The organism is Butyrivibrio sp. AD3002, from assembly GCF_000420905.1.
GTDB lineage: Bacteria > Bacillota > Clostridia > Lachnospirales > Lachnospiraceae > Butyrivibrio.
Map to the genome: position 1 here is coordinate 173557 of NZ_ATVV01000003.1, position 17407 is coordinate 190963.

Here is a 17407-nt window from a genome sequence, read left to right on the forward strand (position 1 = left end):
CTTGAGGGGAAGGTGGCGCGAAGCGCCGGATGAGGTGTTGAACTAGAGAAAGGATATAAAATGCCAAAAAATTTAGATGTGAAAAAAGTTTTGGTTATAGGTTCGGGACCGATTGTAATCGGTCAGGCGGCGGAGTTCGACTACGCAGGAACTCAGGCCTGCCGCTCCCTTAAGGAGGAGGGCATCGAGGTTGTCCTTGTAAACTCCAATCCTGCAACCATCATGACAGATAAAGACATAGCGGACGAGGTTTACATTGAGCCTCTCACAGTCAAGGTTCTCGAGCAGATTATTGAAAAGGAAAAGCCCGACAGTGTTCTTCCTACCCTTGGAGGGCAGGCAGGACTTAACCTTGGAATGGAACTTGCAGAGTCAGGATTTCTTGAAAAGCACGGTGTAAAGCTTCTCGGAACAACAGCTGAGACTATCAAAAAAGCTGAGGACCGTCAGGAGTTCAAGGATACCATGGAAAAAATCGGCGAGCCCTGCGCAGCATCACTGGTTGTGCATAACGTCGATGACGGTGTGGCTTTTGCTGAGAAAATCGGATATCCGGTGGTTCTCAGACCTGCTTTCACGCTTGGCGGATCCGGCGGCGGAATCGCACATAACAGAATAGAGTGTGAGGAGATTCTTGAAAACGGGCTCAGACTTTCAAGAGCTAACGAGGTTCTTGTTGAGCGCTGTATTGCAGGCTGGAAAGAGATTGAGTACGAGGTTATGCGTGACGGCGCAGGTAACTGCATCACCGTCTGCAACATGGAAAACATCGATCCCGTAGGTGTTCACACAGGTGACAGTATCGTTGTTGCGCCTTCACAGACACTTACAGATAAAGAGTACCAGATGCTTAGAAGCGCGGCACTCAATATCATTGATGAGCTGCAGATTACAGGTGGATGTAACGTACAGTTTGCGCTTCATCCCACAAGCTTTGAGTACTGTGTAATCGAGGTTAATCCCCGTGTAAGCCGTTCATCGGCTCTGGCTTCCAAGGCAACAGGTTATCCGATTGCCAAGGTTGCTGCTAAGATTGCCCTCGGTTATACACTTGATGAAATTAAGAACGCTATTACTGGAAAGACCTACGCCAGCTTCGAGCCTACACTCGACTACTGCGTAGTTAAATTTCCTAGGCTTCCTTTCGATAAGTTTATTACGGCAAAACGTACACTCACAACCCAGATGAAGGCGACCGGTGAGGTTATGAGTATCTGCACCAACTTTGAGGGTGCGATGATGAAGGCTATCCGCTCACTTGAGCAGCACGTGGACTGCCTTACAAGCTATGACTTTTCAGAGCTTGACGATGACGAATTAAAGGACAGACTCACCATCGTGGATGACCAGAGAATCTGGGTTATCGCAGAGGCGCTTCGCCGCGGAATGAGCCATGAAGAGATTCATAAGATAACTATGATTGATCTCTGGTTCATTGATAAGATACACAAGCTTGTCAAGATGGAGCTTAAGCTCCTGAGGCTTGGTGAAAAGAGCACAATAGCACGTCATAAGCCCTCCGAGGAGAACGTCCCCGAATTTGAGGAGGCTAAGAAAATCATAAGCGCGGATACACTTCTTAAGGCTAAGAAACTTGAGTATCCTGATAAGGTAATAAGCAGACTTACAAGATTTTCAGTTGAAACAATTAAGGCTCTGAGGGACTTCTATGGAATCAAGGCAGCCTACAAGCTCGTTGATACCTGTGCTGCGGAGTTTGCAGCTGAGACACCTTATTACTACTCGGTTTACGGCGATGCAGATGAGGAAAACGAGGCAGAGGGCGAAGGAAGCGGCAAAAAGAAGATCCTTGTTCTCGGTTCAGGCCCCATCAGAATCGGTCAGGGTATCGAGTTCGACTATTGCTCTGTTCATGCAACCTGGGCTTTCGAAAAGGCAGGTTATGAGACCATTATCATCAACAATAACCCTGAGACGGTTTCAACCGATTTTGATATAGCGGATAAGCTCTACTTCGAGCCCCTCACTCCCGAGGATGTTGAGAACATAGTAAGACTTGAAAAGCCCGACGGAGCGGTAGTACAGTTCGGTGGACAGACCGCAATCAAGCTCACACAGGATCTTATGAAAATGGGTGTCAAGATTTACGGAACCAAGGCTGAGGATGTTGATGCAGCAGAGGACAGAGAAATCTTTGACAGAATCCTTGAGGAGACCGGAATTAAGCGCGCTGAAGGTGCGACAGTTTATACAGCAGAGGAGGCTAAGGAGGTAGCAAACAGACTTGGCTATCCCGTACTTGTTCGCCCTTCCTACGTACTTGGCGGACAGGGAATGCAGATTGCGCTCTCTGATAAAGAAATCGAAGAGTTTATTAACATAATCAACAGAATCGCTCAGGATCATCCGATACTTGTAGATAAGTATCTGCAGGGCGTTGAGACTGAGGTAGACGCAGTGTGCGACGGAGAGAATATTGTTATCCCCGGAATTATGGAACATATCGAGAGATCAGGTATCCATTCCGGAGACTCCATTTCGGTTTATCCCGCACAGTCACTTTCCGACAAGGTAAAGCAGACCATCGCCGATTACACAGAGAGACTTGCAAAAGCGCTCCATGTAATCGGACTCATAAACGTACAGTTCATCGCAGTGGGAGATGAGGTTTACATCATCGAGGCGAACCCCAGATCCTCAAGAACCGTTCCTTACATCAGTAAGGTTACGGGCATTCCGATTGTTGATCTTGCAGCTCAGGTAATGATGGGCAAAAAGCTCACAGAGCTTGGTTATACACCTGGACTTCAGCCCGAGGCAGAGCATATCGCTATCAAGATGCCGGTATTCTCCTTCGAGAAGATCAGAGGAGCTGAGATTAGCCTAGGACCTGAGATGAAGAGTACAGGTGAGTGCCTTGGTATAAGCAAGTCATACAGTGAGGCTCTTTACAAGGCCTTCATCGGAGCAGGAATAAAACTTCCTAAGCATAAGCAGATGATAATTACCGTTAAGGATTCGGATAAGGGCGAGGTTATCGACATAGCAAGACGCTTTGAAAAACTTGGCTATATCATCTATGCAACACGCTCAACTGCTGACACGCTTAACGAGAACGGCGTAAAGGCAAGGAAGGTTAACCGTATCAGCCAGGAATCACCTACGGTCATCGACCTTATTCTCGGTCACAGAATAGACCTTGTTATCGACACACCCACTCAGGGACGAGACAAGAGCAGAGACGGTTTCCTGATTCGCCGTACAGCTATCGAGACAGGCGTTAACGTAATCACCGCACTCGATACAGCGAAAGCGCTTGTTACAAGCCTTGAGGATACCTACAAAGAGGATACTCTTGAGCTTGTGGACATCGCAAAAATCTAATGAATTTGTAAGATTGGAGGCTGTAAAAGGCCTCCAATTTTTTTCTGCCATTTTCATCCTTTTTATGGTAAGATATTAGCACTGTGTAAAAAAGGAGAATTTGGGGAAATGAAAAAAAGAATCACAAAAATCTTAAGTATTATACTGATTGTTATCGTGATACTCTGTGTTGGCGGATCAGTAGCAATGGGCGGTTATATTGCAGACCGTATTTTACATCAGAACAAAGATAATGATACTGTAGGCAATAGCTTGAAGCAGCTTGAAAAGTGGGGCTACGACCTGGAGGGCTTCAGGAGTAAGTATACAGGCGTGGATATCAGTGCTATAGCAGAGGATGGGAATGAAGTTCCCGGAACTTATTATGATAACGGAAGTGATAAGCTGGTAGTTCTTGTTCACGGAGCAGGCGGAGACAGAACATTCGATGCACCCTTGGCTGAACCTTATCTGGAGAGTGGCTATGACGTAATTGCCTATGATCAGAGAGGACATGGAGCTAATCCCGATGAAAAGGTTACTTTCGGAATTCATGAACAGCTCGATGTGAGAGCACTTGTAAAATATGCAAGAGAAACTCTTGGAAAAGAGAAGGTTATTGTTCATGGACAGTCTATGGGTGGTCAGACCACCGCTCTCTATGCATCAAATGTAACACCCGGAACTCCAGAGGCAGCTGATGCGGTTATCTGTGACAGCCCTGTTCCCGGCATGGAATCCATGTTGCGACTTATGTTCGGAGACGGCCTCGAGGGAATGTATTCACCCATGACTAACTATCTTATCGCGGTAACTAAGGGATATATGAAGGTTGTAAACCACGTTGATTTCGATGACGGAGATACTGTGAATGAAGTGGCAAAGGACCAGCTGCCGACCATGATAATCGTATCCGATAAGGATGAGGTCTGCCTCCCCGATATGGTTGAAGAGGTTTATGAAAATGTCGGAAGCTCTGTAAAAACCATTTATCATGCAGACAGTGCCCACATTGAGGGTGTCCTCGATGACAAGGAAGGTTATATGAACGCAGTAAGAGATTTCCTTGATCCTCTTGGATTATAATAATTATCTGATAAGCAAAATATAAAAAGGAATGTGCTGAAGACAGTACATTCCTTTTTTGGCTGATTCGCCTTACGATATAGCTTTATAGCGATACTACTTTACAGTAATCCTTAAGAATCGAATTTATGTATTCCTTATTTAACGCTTCACCGATGATTATCAGTACATTCCTGCTTGAAACAACAGGTGCAATCTTCATCTCGTTTTCAGTAGCATTAAATTCAATCTGCGAGTTGTCACCGGTCTTTACAAAGCCTTTAATTCTGATAACTTTTCCGGCATTAGTATCTTTGAAAAGTGATTCTGCGATTTTCCTCAGATTATCCTCGGATATTTCAACATCAAAATAAAAGAGCGGAGTGAACTGCTTATCTTCAAGGGGAAGCTTTACATAAGAGGCATGTCTGTAGCCACAACCTGCAAGAGATTTAAAGTCAGTCTCTGTAAACTCATCATAATGCTTTGTAATAAAATCCTTGGAGGGATCAAACCAGGAGTTTTCTTTTCCAAGTCCGAATTCGAACATGATTGAATTAACGTTTGAAATAACTTCGGGAACATCCATACCATCCGAAATCTTACTTACAACTATTTTTCCTGCATGAGCAATTTCAGACATGAAGAGATATCGTGACATTCCTTCAAGTGAACTCACAGATGAAGCATCTACTATAGATATTACATTTCCTATCTCATACCAGCGATCAAGTGGTTCATCATAGAGTACATCAAAGAATTCATCCACGTCGTAAATTCCCGAGGGTTCGATGATAACTCTAGTATACCCGCTCATCCCCATGGATATCAGTTTTGTGCGAAATCTCCGTCTATGAGCTTCCTGACCGTCGCCTCCGACAATCATCTCAAGATTACAGTTTTCACCAAAAAGATCCTGAAGTAGTACCATGTCTATATTTACAGCGCCGTAATCATTTTCAATGATACATATGCGCTCACCCTGTGATACCAGATATTTAGCATATTCCCTAATGAAGGTAGTTTTACCGGAACCAAGAAAACCGGTTATCAAGTCTATTTTTACCATATTTCATCCTCTGATCATATCTTTTCTAACAATCAATTATAGTATAAAAAGATATTTTGCGATGATAAAAAATCTCTACTAAGAAATAATTACCTCCATTTGGGGGTAGATGTGTGCGGGATTTTTTCCTAGAATAATAGGTGGCAACATAAATTTTCAATTCAGATATGAAGGGGGCAATATGAAGAGAAAAATTCTGGCCGTTGCAATAGTTCTTACTATGTCAATTTCTATAGTTGCATGTGGTTCCTCGAAGAAAGGCGCGGATAGTGGTAATACCGGCGAGACTACGAGCATTCCTGAGGGAAAACTGAAGGCAACTTCTGACAAGATACCGGAAACAACCGAGACTACAGATAATACTGATAATAAAGAAGCAGCTTCTTCGGAAAGCGAGCAGGATGAGAATACTCTTGCCGGCTACTACAAGGTAATATCCATGACCACGGACGGTGAGGATATAACTGCTGAGCTTGAGCAACTAGCTGCAATCGGATCCGGCATATTCGCTGTCATTAATCCCGATGGAACAGGCCAAATTAACATGATGGGTGAAATGACGGATTTCGACTGGGATGAGAAATATTTCCACATGCATGATGATACTGTGAGCGATACTGATGTGCCCTATACTTTTGCCGACGGTAAACTTACAATCGCTCAGGAGAGCGACGAGATGATATTTGTCCGCATGACTGACGAAGAAAAACAGGCCTACGATAATGGTGATTACGACAAAAACATAGATCAGCTCACGGATGAGATGCTGGATTCCGCTTATGATGAGGCTACTTCGGAGTTGGACAGCGCTGCTGATGATGCGATTTCTGATCTTGATAACACAGCTGATGAAGCAACTTCCGAATCAACTAAATTGGATTCCTCCTATTTGCCGGATATGTCTTCAGCAAAACATAACGATACAGGGTATTATGAGATTATGGCTTTTCAGGAGGATAGCAAGACCTACACCGCTGATCAGCTTAAGAAAGCAGGAGTAGCTTTTGATATGATGCTTTGCCCTGACGGAAAAGGCTATGCGAACTTTATAGGTACCTACTACGATCTCTCCTGGGATGATGGTACCATCTATGTTGCGACTGACCAAGGACAGGAGAAGATGATCTACTTTAAATCGGATTATGACGGCAAAAGCATAATCACAATAAATGATTCCAATATGGCGATGGTCTTTGAATATGTTAAAGAAGCTGATCCGACCTACGAATGGACAGGCGTGTCGGGAGTACTTGAATAAGAAATAGAAAATCGGATATTTGATTATGGGAAACTGAGGTAATGCAGAAACGTATCAATCTGCGTTACCTCTTTTTTAATTTTTTGACAAAATTACCCCCAAATGGCGGTAGTGGAATTTTTAAAAAATATTTACAATAATCTCGCGGAAACGTGAAAACAAATTTCACAGCAACAAAGGGGGTTATAAAGAATGAAGAGAAGGAAACTAATGAAGCAAATGGGACGAAAAGTCCTGGGGGCAGTGCTGGCGTGTGCCCTGAGTGTAACAATGTTGCCGGCTGTAGGAGGAGAGGCCATTAAAGCTGAGGCTGCGGTGGTGAAAACAACGGCTAATACAAGCTTGGGGGCTAATTCGATTACTAATATCGAGCCTGGACATTTTAATGTTATTACGTATGGCATGGCAGATGGACGAGAGGAACTTTTATTCAACGTTCTCAGCAAAACGAAATGTCAGAGTGGGTTTACAGTGTCCACGCCTTGTCTGTTAATCGACTGTAAGATGCCGGTATGGGAGAACAGCCATAGGTCAACTTATGATGTAAATTATTATTTTAGAACTGCCAGCGTAGAACAAGCACATTTTTCTCCTTTGGAATCCAGAGTGATACAGGAGATTGATGATGGATATCACGGCTGGGATTATTGTTTGCTTAGTAAAAGTGATATTAATGAATTTTATGGTAATAATTCACAAGCTATGATAAAAAGCTATAACGGGATCAAGAGAGACTGGTGGTTAAGAGATACGTATGGCACTGATTATGGGTACTATGTTAATACAAATGGTAGTGTCTATAGTGATAAAAAAAATACCCAGGTAATTGGCTTTACTCCGTCAATGAACATACCTTTAAACAAAATACTGTTCTCTACAAAAGTTGGGCAGGCGGATTCAACACATGGTATGTATAAGCTTACTCTGTTAGATAAATATGATTCTGATAAACGTAAAATAACAACTAAGACTATTGGAAGATGCCAAGGTAAGATCAAGTTTTCATATGAAGTTGATGCAAACTACAAATACAACAACTATAGCAGAATGTCTCTTATTATCACTAACAAGCAGATACTAGGTGATAAATATCTTGCTGATATGTCCAATACAAAACTCTATGAATATGTGAATTTAGGGAAATATGAAAATGCTAAAGGAGAAATTACATACGAGCTTCCCTTCGATCTGAAGAATAAAACTTATGGAAAAGACTATTTTGTTTATTTCACAATCGAAGGTGAGCCGGATGGATCTGATAATGGTTCCTCATATTTTGCTGCATTTCCAAGTCAGGTAAATGTTCCTGATACAGATGCGCACGTTTTTGGTGAGCCGTATTGGAGAGTAAGCGCTCCTGCATCATGTGAAAGAGCAGGTAATAAACATGAATACCATGATTGTCTTATATGCGGAGAACATGTAAGGACAGGGAATAGAGATTCTATTCCGAGACTTGGACATGATTATGCGGATCCTGTATATGAATGGAGTGCAGATGGAAAGACATGTACGGCGTCAAGAACCTGTAAAAGAGATAAATGCGGAAAAGTAGAAAAGGAAGAAGGACTGGTTTCATCAAAAGTTAAAACTCCGGCATCAATAGGTAAGAAGGGAACAACTACATATACAGCAGAGTTTACAAACAAAATTTTCAAGACTCAGACAATAGACATCGAAGATATCCCTGCTCTCGACAAGGATGGCAAGCCAATAATTGAACCCGGCGAAGAAACAAAGCCCGGTGAAGAAGGCAAGTCCGGCGAAGCAGGAAAGCCCACAGAGGAGGCTAAGAAGGTCGAGGATGCTGCACCTGTAACAGAGGCTGATGTTGATGGCGCTCATTACAAGGTTGACGGAGAGAATGCATCACTTGAATCCACAAAGGATGTAAGCGGAGACTTCACGGTTCCCGGAACTGTAAAGATCGGAGATAAGGATTATCCCGTAAACAAGATCGGACCTTCGGCATTCAAGAATACTGAGATCACAAGTCTCGCAGTTGAAGGCGAGGTTACTGAAATCGGCGACAGTGCTTTTGAGGGCTGTAAGAAACTTAAGAAGGTTACAATCGGTGCAAATATCACCAAGATCGGTAAGAAGGCATTTTTCAAGTGCTCAAATCTTAAGAAGGTTACCTTCAAGGGAACCAAGGTTAAGAGCATCGGTGCTAAGGCCTTCAAGAAGATTAAGAAGGGCGCTACATTCAAGACACCCAAGAAGAAACTTAAGGCTTACACAAAGCTTCTTAAAAAGAAGACAGATGCCGGAGTGAAAATTAAAAAGTAATACAAAAATTTTCTGCCTTCCCCCTTGGGGGAAGGTGGCTGCGAAGCAGACGGATGAGGGGGATTAAAATGAAATTTCTCTCAAAATAAGAAGTTCTATAAGGAGGATTTAGATGAAAAAAAGAATTTCAGTAGTTATATTCTCGATATTATTGTCATTTATTCTGGCGGCAAGCCCGGCAGCAAGCGTTTTCGGACCTCAGGCAACAATTACCGCAGAGGCTAAGAAGAAAGCTAAGAAATCTAAAAAGAAGACTAAAAAAGCAAAGAAGGTTAAGAGTAAGAAAGCAAAGGGAATAACCCTTGTAGCGGGAGCAACTAAGAAAATCTCCGTAAAGGGCGGAAAGAATTTTAAGAGCTCAAACAAGAAAGTTGTATCTGTAACAAAGAAGGGCGTGCTTACAGCTAATAAACCCGGCACAGCAACAATTACAGGAAAATGCAGCTCAGGTAATTATTCTGTAAAGGTTACGGTACCTGATATGAATATAAATGAGACAATGGCTCAGGTTTTCCTTGGAGAGTCATTACAATTAAATGCAGGTAATGCAGCAAATGTAAAGTGGAGCAGCAGTAACGATCAGGTTGCATCAGTAAATAACGGCCTTGTAACAGCTGTAGGCGTAGGAAGCGCAGTTATCACAGCTTCGGCAGGAAAAACTTCAGTATCCTGCACAGTATCTGTTCCTCAGTTCACAATAAGCCAGACTTCTGCAACAATTAACTATGGGCAGACACTTACACTTACTGTAAGCGGAGCATCAAATGTAACCTGGAGCAGCAGTAATGAAGCAGTAGCAACAGTTTCAGGCGGCGTTGTGAAGAGCGTTGATGACGGAAGCGCAGTTATCACAGCAACAGCAGCCGGGTATTCTGTTTCCTGCAATCTTACAATCGTTGATCCTGTTGTGATCAGACAGCCCGCTATTTCATACAAGACTGTTACAAGAGAAGCTACAAGAAACGGAAAGCCGGTATATGAGGAGATTAACCAGACTACAATCACCTTCAACGGACTTCCTCAGAGAGCAAAGCACATGAAGAAGATTGACCGCAGTAACGGTAAGGGAAGCGAAGCTGATGGAAAACAGGATGGTAAGTATCTCACAGTTGCATGCGCACTTGCAGCTATGACAGCTTATTCAGAGGGCAGAGACGCAGAAGGTCAGGCAATGATGAATGAACTTTTGGTTTCACCTCACATTTCCAGAGCATCTGTTGGTGGTGCCGGAAACCTTACATATTATTTCGGTTATGATAATAAGAAGGAAAAACTTCCGTGGGCATTCTTTGAGGGATCAAAGCCTTACAACTACAACCACAATCAGCCAATTACCGTTGTTATGGAAGAATCTCCCTATGCACCTCAGAAGAGCACAATTTACGGCGTAGAGCTTTCGATTGAACAGATTTTGTTCCACACAGATAACCATCCTTGCCTTAAGAACAACCTGACAGTACAGGTTTACCGCGATCCTTCCGATGGACAGTGGTATCTGTGGCCTAGCGGATTTAATTCACTGTTAAGTACCGCTAGTATCTACTGAGTTTCTTCATTCTTTTTATAAACCTCAATAGTTTCAGGAAAAAGTCGCTGCAGAAATGTGGCGGCTTTTTCTGTGGAAAAAAATAAAAAAATTTTTGAAATATCTGCAACATTTTTTGAATCCCATCTGTATATAGAGTAGAACGGCAACAAACAAGTTATTTTTTAAAAATCTGACACATTTTTAAAAACGGAGGGAAAAATTATGAGAAGAAAAATGAATGTTGCATCAGTTGTTCTAAGCATCATAATCGCAGCAAGCTCTGTATGCGGATGCGGCGGAACCACACACGAAACAGCTACCACAGTACAAGACAGCTACAGTACAGAGGCGACTGCAGACACAGCGTATTACGATGAGGAGCCGGCTGCTGAGTATTACGAGGAAGAGGCCTGCGAAGCACCAGCAGCTACAGCAGATAAGAGTGCAGCAGGGGCTGAAAATTCATATGAAACAGCGATGTGTGAAACTGAGGATTGCACCGACATTTACGATCCTTACGTTCAGGAGTACAACACAGAGTCCTATGAAAAACCTGAGGAGAATGGATATGACCTTGTAACCGCAAAACCGCTTTCAACCTTTGCGGCAGACGTTGATACAGCATCCTACTCCAATGTAAGAAGAATGATTGAGGATGGATATTCTCTGACAGATATAAATCCCAGCGCAGTCAGACCGGAAGAGTTCATCAACTATTTTTCCTATGACCTCAATAATCCTGTGGGAGATGAGAAGTTCGGTATCACGACAGAAATCGCTAAGTGCCCTTGGAACGAGGACCACGAGCTCATGTTTGTTGGTATGAAAACAAGAGACATCGACCTTTCTGAGGCACCCGACAGTAATTTGGTATTCCTGGTAGATGTATCCGGCTCAATGGATGAACCCGATAAGCTTCCTCTTTTGCAGAAATCACTCACAGAGCTTGTGGATACACTTCCCGACAAGGGCTGCGTCTCAATAGTTACCTATTCAGGACAGGAGGCGGTACTTCTTTCCGGAACAAGCATGAAGAATAAATCAAAGATCAAAGATGCCATCGACAGCATGCAGGCAAGCGGCTGCACAAACGGTGAAGCCGGCATACAGAAGGCTTACAAAATTGCTGAAAATAACTTTATTAAAGGCGGCATCAACAGAATCATCATGTGCACCGATGGCGACCTTAACGTAGGAGTTTCAAATCCCGACGATCTCGAGAAACTCATTGAGCAGAAGAGAGACAAGGGCATCTTTTTATCAGTACTCGGCTTTGGCAGCGGCAACTTAAAGGACGATAACCTTGAGAGACTTGCAGACTGCGGTAACGGTAACTATTCATACATCGATTCACTCTTCGAGGGCAAGAAGGTCCTCATCGATGAGATGGGATCAACACTTGTGACAGTAGCCAAGGACGTTAAGCTCCAGGTTGAGTTCAACCCCGAGAGAGTTAATTCCTACAGACTTATCGGCTATGAAAACAGACTCATGAACGACGAAGATTTCAACGATGACACCAAGGACGGCGGCGAGATCGGCGCAGGACACAGCGTAGTAGCACTTTACGAGATCATTCCTGCAGGTGCAAAGAGCGAGATCAAGCTTAAGTACCAGGACAATGATTCTGATAATGAGAAAGAAGATAGCCGTAAGAAGGATTCAGACAGTGCTTACAGTGATGAGTACGCAACAGTAAGCGTTCGCTACAAGGAGCCCGAGGCAGATAAATCACAGCTCTTCTCAGTAGTTGTGGGCGACAAGGACTTCTATGAAAACGGAAGTGAAAACTTAAAGTTCGCAGGACTTGTAGCAGAATTTGCTATGATCCTTTCAGACAGTGAATATAAGGGAACAGCAACACTTACAGGCATTATGGACGATTACAAAACAATCGAGACCAAGGATGAATACAGAGATGAGTTCGGCCAGCTCGTAAGAATGATGGCGAAGAGAAGTTGATTACAGCCTTCCCCTTGGGGGGAAGGTGCCCCGAAGGGGCGGATGAGGGGATAATCTTAACCAGCTCCTGGTGCAAAATCTGGAAAAACGCACCGTTATCGTGATATACTATGCATTGGAAATTTAAACAGTTGTCTTTTTGAAAACAAAGGAATAAAAATCATTTGGGAAATCCGAGGGACAAAAGACAACTCATAAAGAGGGAATCGATGTCGCGTGGGAGGAAATCATACGGTATGAAAAATGACATCGGGTTAGGGAAACGATGAGAACAATTTCAATGCATAGGAATATCGCGAAATATTATGTAGAAACTATTATTGAAACGATATTCCTTTTAAAGGAAAAAAACGATTACAGAGATTTTAGTGAAAGGGCTATCCGTGCGATTTTAGCAGATGTAAAAATGCAAACTAACGGTAGCCGGTATCATGCTTTTGGCGGTGAGACTCAAAGTATGTCTTATGAAGAGAAGACCGCAAGTGCGGATGCTCTGAATGCCGCAGCAGCAAGAGCAGGAGAAATTCTGGAAAAATACGGTAACAATATTTTGCGAGTAGCTTATTCTTACCTTCACAATATGAGTGATGCGGAGGACATCGTCCAGGATACGCTCATTCAGTACATCAGGAAGGCACCTTATTTTGAAAATGAAAAGCACGAGAAAGCATGGCTTCTTACAGTAGCAGCGAACTTGAGTAAAAACAAGATCGACTATCTGAATGTGAGAAAAGCCGATGAGCTTTCAGAAGAACTCGTTGCAGAGAATAAGGAGGACCTGGCATTTGTATGGGAGGCAGTAAAACAGCTCCCTGAAAAATATAGAGAGGTGGTACATCTTTTCTATCAGGAAGGATATTCAACCAAAGATATAGCGGGGATCTTGAATCGAAAGGAGTCGACTGTCCGCTCTGATTTAAATCGCGCAAGAGGACAGCTAAAAAATATTCTAAAGGAGGCGTATGACTTTGAGTAAATATAATGAAGTTATGGAATCAGTAAAAATTACCAATGAAATGCGCGATAGAATCCTTTCGAATGTAGATGAGAAACTACGTGTGGGGGATGCTAATATTACCGAATTTGATAGCACAAGAAAAAAGAAATCCGGTAATAATGTAATAAAATTTGTAAAGAGATATGGTTCTATGGCAGCGGTCTTTGCTCTGCTGATTCTTGGAACCTATGGAGTTATCAGAACAGTTGGACTTGGCGGTTCAAAGTCAGAGACGGCTACTACAGCACCTGCCGAATATGAAACTGATTCTGCAGCGGAAACAATGGAAGAAGCCACTTCAGAAGCTATGGACTATGCAGAGGTTACCGAAGAAGCAACCGAAGATGCTGCTTTACCTGAATCAGCAGATTCTGTTATGACGCCATCCATAAGTGCAGCAGAGGGTGCAAAGGGTTCGGAATCTGAGAATGCTATAGATTTTACAGGAAGTGCTAAAGAGGATTCAGCTTCCGAGGAGGCTGAGAGCCCGGCAATGACAAAAGATGAGTTTTCATCTGCATCAGAGCTTTCACAGGCTTTAGGATTTGATATTACAGACATTGAATCACTGAAAAATGAAGCAACAGAGGTTCAATATTTTAAATATGATGAAGGCGGAGAGATCCTTTATAAAACAGATAATAACAGCATAAGCTATTTTGCATCTGAAATTGGACTGTTCACCGGTTCCGAGGAATTAGATGTTAGTTCTTTTGAAAACAAAAAGCTTATGGAATTTGACAGTTACAGAGTTATCGCCTGCGGCGACGACACAACTTATAAATTTGCTTATTGGGAAAAAGATGGAATCATGTACTCCCTTGTTTCTGATAAAGGCATGACGGAAGAGGAGATTCAGACATACATAAGTAAATAAAAAAGCCTTCCCTTTGGGGAAGGTATATAGATAAAAGCCTTCCCCCTCCGGGGAAGGTATATAGATAAAAGCCTTCCCCCTCCGGGGGAAGGTGTCTGCGAAGCAGACGGATGAGGGGATTTTTTTACATCAGTTCCTCATCATATATAGCTCTTTGTCCGCCAACATACTTAGGCCTGTGTCTTGCACAGATTATAGGAGCAGCGCCGATTTTTCTTAGTGATATACGCATCGGAACCACAACACTGTGCATATGCATACCAATCATGGTACCGCCGATATCTATTCCGGCGTCAGCTTTGCAGCGAATGCTCTCAACAAGAACAGGATCATCGAACCTCTCATAGCACACAGTGCCGAGCGCACCGCCAGCGTGGTTGGGCTGAGGAATAGCATTCACCTGCTCGAAGCCATATTTTTCCATGGTTTCTCTTTCAACTACCAAAGCTCTGTTAAGATGCTCGCAGCACTGAGCAGCTGCCAGGATTCCTTTTTCCTTAAGAACCGGGATAATGCCGTCATAGACAGCGTTTGCAACATCCACATTAGTGGCTGTTCCGATCTGGTCGCCAAGAACCTCACTGGATGAGCACCCGATTACAAAGATGGAACCGGGACGAAGCTTTGCCCCTTCAAGTATTTCTGTTACTGCCTGTCTGCTCTGCGCAGTTATTTCTTCAAAATTCATAATGAACCTGCCTTTTTTCAATAATTTTACCAACTTCCATTATAACAGTACCAAATAAAGTAGCAACCGGCGTTGGGAAAAATCATTATTCTCCAAATATCCCTTGCAATAATTCTCCTACTGTATAAAATCTTATGTGGAAATAAAACAGATCCACACGTATTTTTGAGGAGTATTATGAAAAACAAGCTGAAAAAACTCGTGTCAGATCCTGTGCTTGTAATAGCATGGATTCTGGCTTTTTTATCGTCATTTATCGTACGTCCCGACTCTGAGTATACCGGATACATTGATTTCAGGTCACTGGGAATACTATGGGGACTCATGATCATTATTCAGGGCCTTCGCGAGAATTCAATATTTGAAAAAATCGGAGACGTACTTCTTTCAAAGGTTAAGAAAAGCTGGCAGCTTGCATTAGTCCTTGTATTTCTTTGCTTTGTAAGCAGCATGTTTATAACAAACGATGTGGCGCTGATTACCTTTGTGCCCTTCGCGCTTATGACACTTAGTAGCTGTAAGAGAGAAGACCTGATGATTCCTGTTATCGTGCTTCAGACTGTTGCTGCGAATCTCGGAAGTATGCTGACTCCTATCGGTAATCCGCAGAACCTTTATCTGTACGGCCTTACAGGAATGGGGATCGGTGAGTTTGTGCTCTGCATGTTGCCGTATTCGGTTTTGGCGGCAGTTCTTTTACTTGCAGCAATGCTCGTTCTTCCCGGAAAATCCAAGACTCTTGAAGGCAGAAAGAAGGATTATAATATAGTAAGGCATTTTGGAAGCACCAAACAGATCGTAGTTTATTGCCTCCTTTTTGCGATTGCACTTTTATCAGTGCTTCGCATAATTCCGTGGTTTATAATGGTGATAGCTGTTCTTGTTGTAGTTGCTGTTATGGATGGAAAAATCCTATTAAGGGCTGACTATATACTACTTTTGACTTTTGTTGGATTTTTCATTTTCACCGGAAACATGGGGCGCATGGACTTCGTCAAAGAGAATCTGACAAAGCTGATGGAAGGACGCGAGTTTATCACTTCAGTGGTGGCCAGCCAGTTTATCAGTAATGTTCCTGCGACGCTGATGCTTTCAGGTTTTACAGAAAACTACAAGGAGCTTCTTGCAGGCGTAAATGTTGGCGGTCTCGGAACCCTTATCGCCTCTATGGCGAGCCTTATTTCTTTCAAGGCTTTCTCCAATGACTATAAGGAGAGCAGAGGAAAATACCTGCTTGTGTTTACTGCGGTTAATGTATCGTTCCTTGTGATATTTGTTGGAATGCACTTTGCGATTGCCTGATATTTCTGTGTTGCGGGATGATTATTATTTTTTAATTTAGGATTACCCGTAGAACTGAAAAAAGAAGTTTATTCGGGCATGAATTAGATAGGTGTTTGCCCAGAAAATCACAAATTTTCATTTTTCTGGGTATGGATTAAGATGGTCTATACCAAGAAAATTTCAAAAATCTATTTTTCTTGGTATAGATTACTTGGCTTTGTGCCAATAAAATATGAAAACAAAGATTATCTTGGTATTGGATGAGTTAGAATTTACCAAGAAAAAAGTAAAATGCCGAAGTTCTTGGGAATTATTAAGCTTGGTTATACCAAGAAAAGATAAAAAAGAAGAATATCTTGGTAATAGATAGAATAAATCGCGCCAATATATAAAGGATAGCAATATGGAAATTACAACCTTATGCTACATGGAGAGAGATGGAAAATATCTCATGCTCCACCGTATAAAGAAAAAGAATGACATAAACGAAGGTAAGTGGATTGCGCCAGGCGGACACTGCGAAAACGGTGAGAGTCCTGATGACTGCGTGAAAAGAGAAGTGCTTGAGGAGACAGGAATCAAGCTGAATTCTGTGAAGTTTAGGGGGATTGTGACGTTCTATTCTCGAAAAACACAGCAGAAATCTGGTTGCTCTGAAGAGAATAGTTCCTGTTCAGAAAGAGACATACGCTATAAAGAAAATGCTGATGTGGATGCTGCTTTACCAGAGATGTCAATTTCGGGTCAGGGCGATGTTACAGATTACATGTGCCTTTTCACATCCGATGATTTTGAAGGCGATGCAGGAGACTGCAACGAAGGCGTCCTTGAATGGATATCCAAGGACGAACTCGTAAAGCTTGATCTCTGGAAGGGTGATCTGATTTTCCTTGATCTGATCAAAGACCCTGCGCAGCCGTTCTTTTCATTAAAACTCACTTATGAAGGTGACGAGCTTGTTGAGGCTGTTCTGGATGGGCAGATGCTGAATATATGAAAAAAACAGCCTGAAACAGTCTTGTTCAATATGCTTACATCTAAGCAATACTACAAGAACTCGTTATAA

At 42.7% G+C, this 17407-nt stretch carries 12 protein-coding genes; 10 read left to right on the forward strand and 2 right to left on the reverse strand.

Features of this window, described 5'->3' with window-relative positions; genetic code table 11:
- The first annotated feature begins 60 nt into the window (after positions 1–60).
- Together carB and G596_RS0104210 are read left to right on the forward strand one after the other, a co-directional pair.
- Positions 61–3345, forward strand: coding sequence for a carbamoyl-phosphate synthase large subunit (carB, locus tag G596_RS0104205; RefSeq protein ID WP_022760590.1), 3285 nt, complete (start codon positions 61–63; stop codon positions 3343–3345).
- A 108-nt stretch (positions 3346–3453) separates the two neighbouring features.
- Positions 3454–4410 carry an alpha/beta hydrolase gene (locus G596_RS0104210; protein ID WP_022760591.1) on the forward strand — a complete coding sequence of 319 codons (957 nt, stop codon included), beginning with the start codon at positions 3454–3456 and terminating at the stop codon, positions 4408–4410.
- Positions 4411–4495: 85 nt separating this feature from the next.
- Here the strand turns inward: G596_RS0104210 and G596_RS0104215 are convergent, their stop codons facing one another.
- Positions 4496–5458, reverse strand: a complete 963-nt coding sequence (locus G596_RS0104215; RefSeq protein ID WP_022760592.1) for a GTP-binding protein — start codon at positions 5456–5458, stop codon at positions 4496–4498.
- Between the two features lie 181 nt (positions 5459–5639).
- Here G596_RS0104215 and G596_RS0104220 point away from each other — a divergent pair, with 181 nt between their 5' ends.
- From G596_RS0104220 to G596_RS0104245, 6 genes are all read left to right on the forward strand, one after another.
- Complete coding sequence (locus G596_RS0104220) at positions 5640–6716, forward strand: hypothetical protein (protein WP_155829118.1); 1077 nt, start codon at positions 5640–5642, stop codon at positions 6714–6716.
- 192 nt (positions 6717–6908) lie between these two features.
- On the forward strand, positions 6909–9005 hold the full coding sequence (locus G596_RS0104225; RefSeq protein WP_022760594.1) for a leucine-rich repeat domain-containing protein: 2097 nt from the start codon (positions 6909–6911) through the stop codon (positions 9003–9005).
- A gap of 112 nt (positions 9006–9117) precedes the next feature.
- On the forward strand, positions 9118–10551 hold the full coding sequence (locus tag G596_RS23470; RefSeq protein ID WP_022760595.1) for an Ig-like domain-containing protein: 1434 nt from the start codon (positions 9118–9120) through the stop codon (positions 10549–10551).
- Between the two features lie 204 nt (positions 10552–10755).
- The gene (locus G596_RS0104235; RefSeq protein ID WP_022760597.1) at positions 10756–12495 is read left to right on the forward strand and encodes a vWA domain-containing protein; all 1740 of its coding nucleotides are present in this window, start codon (positions 10756–10758) and stop codon (positions 12493–12495) included.
- Between the two features lie 265 nt (positions 12496–12760).
- Entirely contained in the window at positions 12761–13471 is a 711-nt protein-coding gene (locus tag G596_RS0104240; RefSeq protein WP_242829164.1) for an RNA polymerase sigma factor, read from the forward strand.
- Positions 13464–14369: a hypothetical protein gene (locus G596_RS0104245; RefSeq protein ID WP_155829121.1), complete on the forward strand. Its 906-nt coding sequence runs from the start codon at positions 13464–13466 to the stop codon at positions 14367–14369. Before G596_RS0104240 ends, G596_RS0104245 begins: the two co-directional genes overlap by 8 nt.
- Before the next feature lie 124 nt (positions 14370–14493).
- On the opposite strand, the gene G596_RS0104250 is transcribed toward G596_RS0104245, so the two are convergent.
- Positions 14494–15057 (reverse strand): TIGR01440 family protein, encoded by a 564-nt coding sequence (locus tag G596_RS0104250; RefSeq protein WP_022760600.1) that lies wholly within the window; start codon positions 15055–15057, stop codon positions 14494–14496.
- Between the two features lie 177 nt (positions 15058–15234).
- Here G596_RS0104250 and G596_RS0104255 point away from each other — a divergent pair, with 177 nt between their 5' ends.
- Positions 15235–16359 (forward strand): SLC13 family permease, encoded by a 1125-nt coding sequence (locus G596_RS0104255; RefSeq protein WP_022760601.1) that lies wholly within the window; start codon positions 15235–15237, stop codon positions 16357–16359.
- A 385-nt stretch (positions 16360–16744) separates the two neighbouring features.
- Positions 16745–17338: an NUDIX hydrolase gene (locus G596_RS25475; RefSeq protein ID WP_022760602.1), complete on the forward strand. Its 594-nt coding sequence runs from the start codon at positions 16745–16747 to the stop codon at positions 17336–17338.
- The last annotated feature ends 69 nt before the right edge of the window (positions 17339–17407 follow it).

Coding starts and splice junctions, on each gene's coding strand:
- carB (WP_022760590.1), top strand. CDS start 61: ATGCCAAAAAATTTAGATGTGAAAAAAGTTTTGGTTATAGGTTCGGGA.
- G596_RS0104210 (WP_022760591.1), top strand. CDS start 3,454: ATGAAAAAAAGAATCACAAAAATCTTAAGTATTATACTGATTGTTATC.
- G596_RS0104215 (WP_022760592.1), bottom strand. CDS start 5,458: ATGGTAAAAATAGACTTGATAACCGGTTTTCTTGGTTCCGGTAAAACT.
- G596_RS0104220 (WP_155829118.1), top strand. CDS start 5,640: ATGAAGAGAAAAATTCTGGCCGTTGCAATAGTTCTTACTATGTCAATT.
- G596_RS0104225 (WP_022760594.1), top strand. CDS start 6,909: ATGAAGAGAAGGAAACTAATGAAGCAAATGGGACGAAAAGTCCTGGGG.
- G596_RS23470 (WP_022760595.1), top strand. CDS start 9,118: ATGAAAAAAAGAATTTCAGTAGTTATATTCTCGATATTATTGTCATTT.
- G596_RS0104235 (WP_022760597.1), top strand. CDS start 10,756: ATGAGAAGAAAAATGAATGTTGCATCAGTTGTTCTAAGCATCATAATC.
- G596_RS0104240 (WP_242829164.1), top strand. CDS start 12,761: ATGAGAACAATTTCAATGCATAGGAATATCGCGAAATATTATGTAGAA.
- G596_RS0104250 (WP_022760600.1), bottom strand. CDS start 15,057: ATGAATTTTGAAGAAATAACTGCGCAGAGCAGACAGGCAGTAACAGAA.
- G596_RS0104255 (WP_022760601.1), top strand. CDS start 15,235: ATGAAAAACAAGCTGAAAAAACTCGTGTCAGATCCTGTGCTTGTAATA.
- G596_RS25475 (WP_022760602.1), top strand. CDS start 16,745: ATGGAAATTACAACCTTATGCTACATGGAGAGAGATGGAAAATATCTC.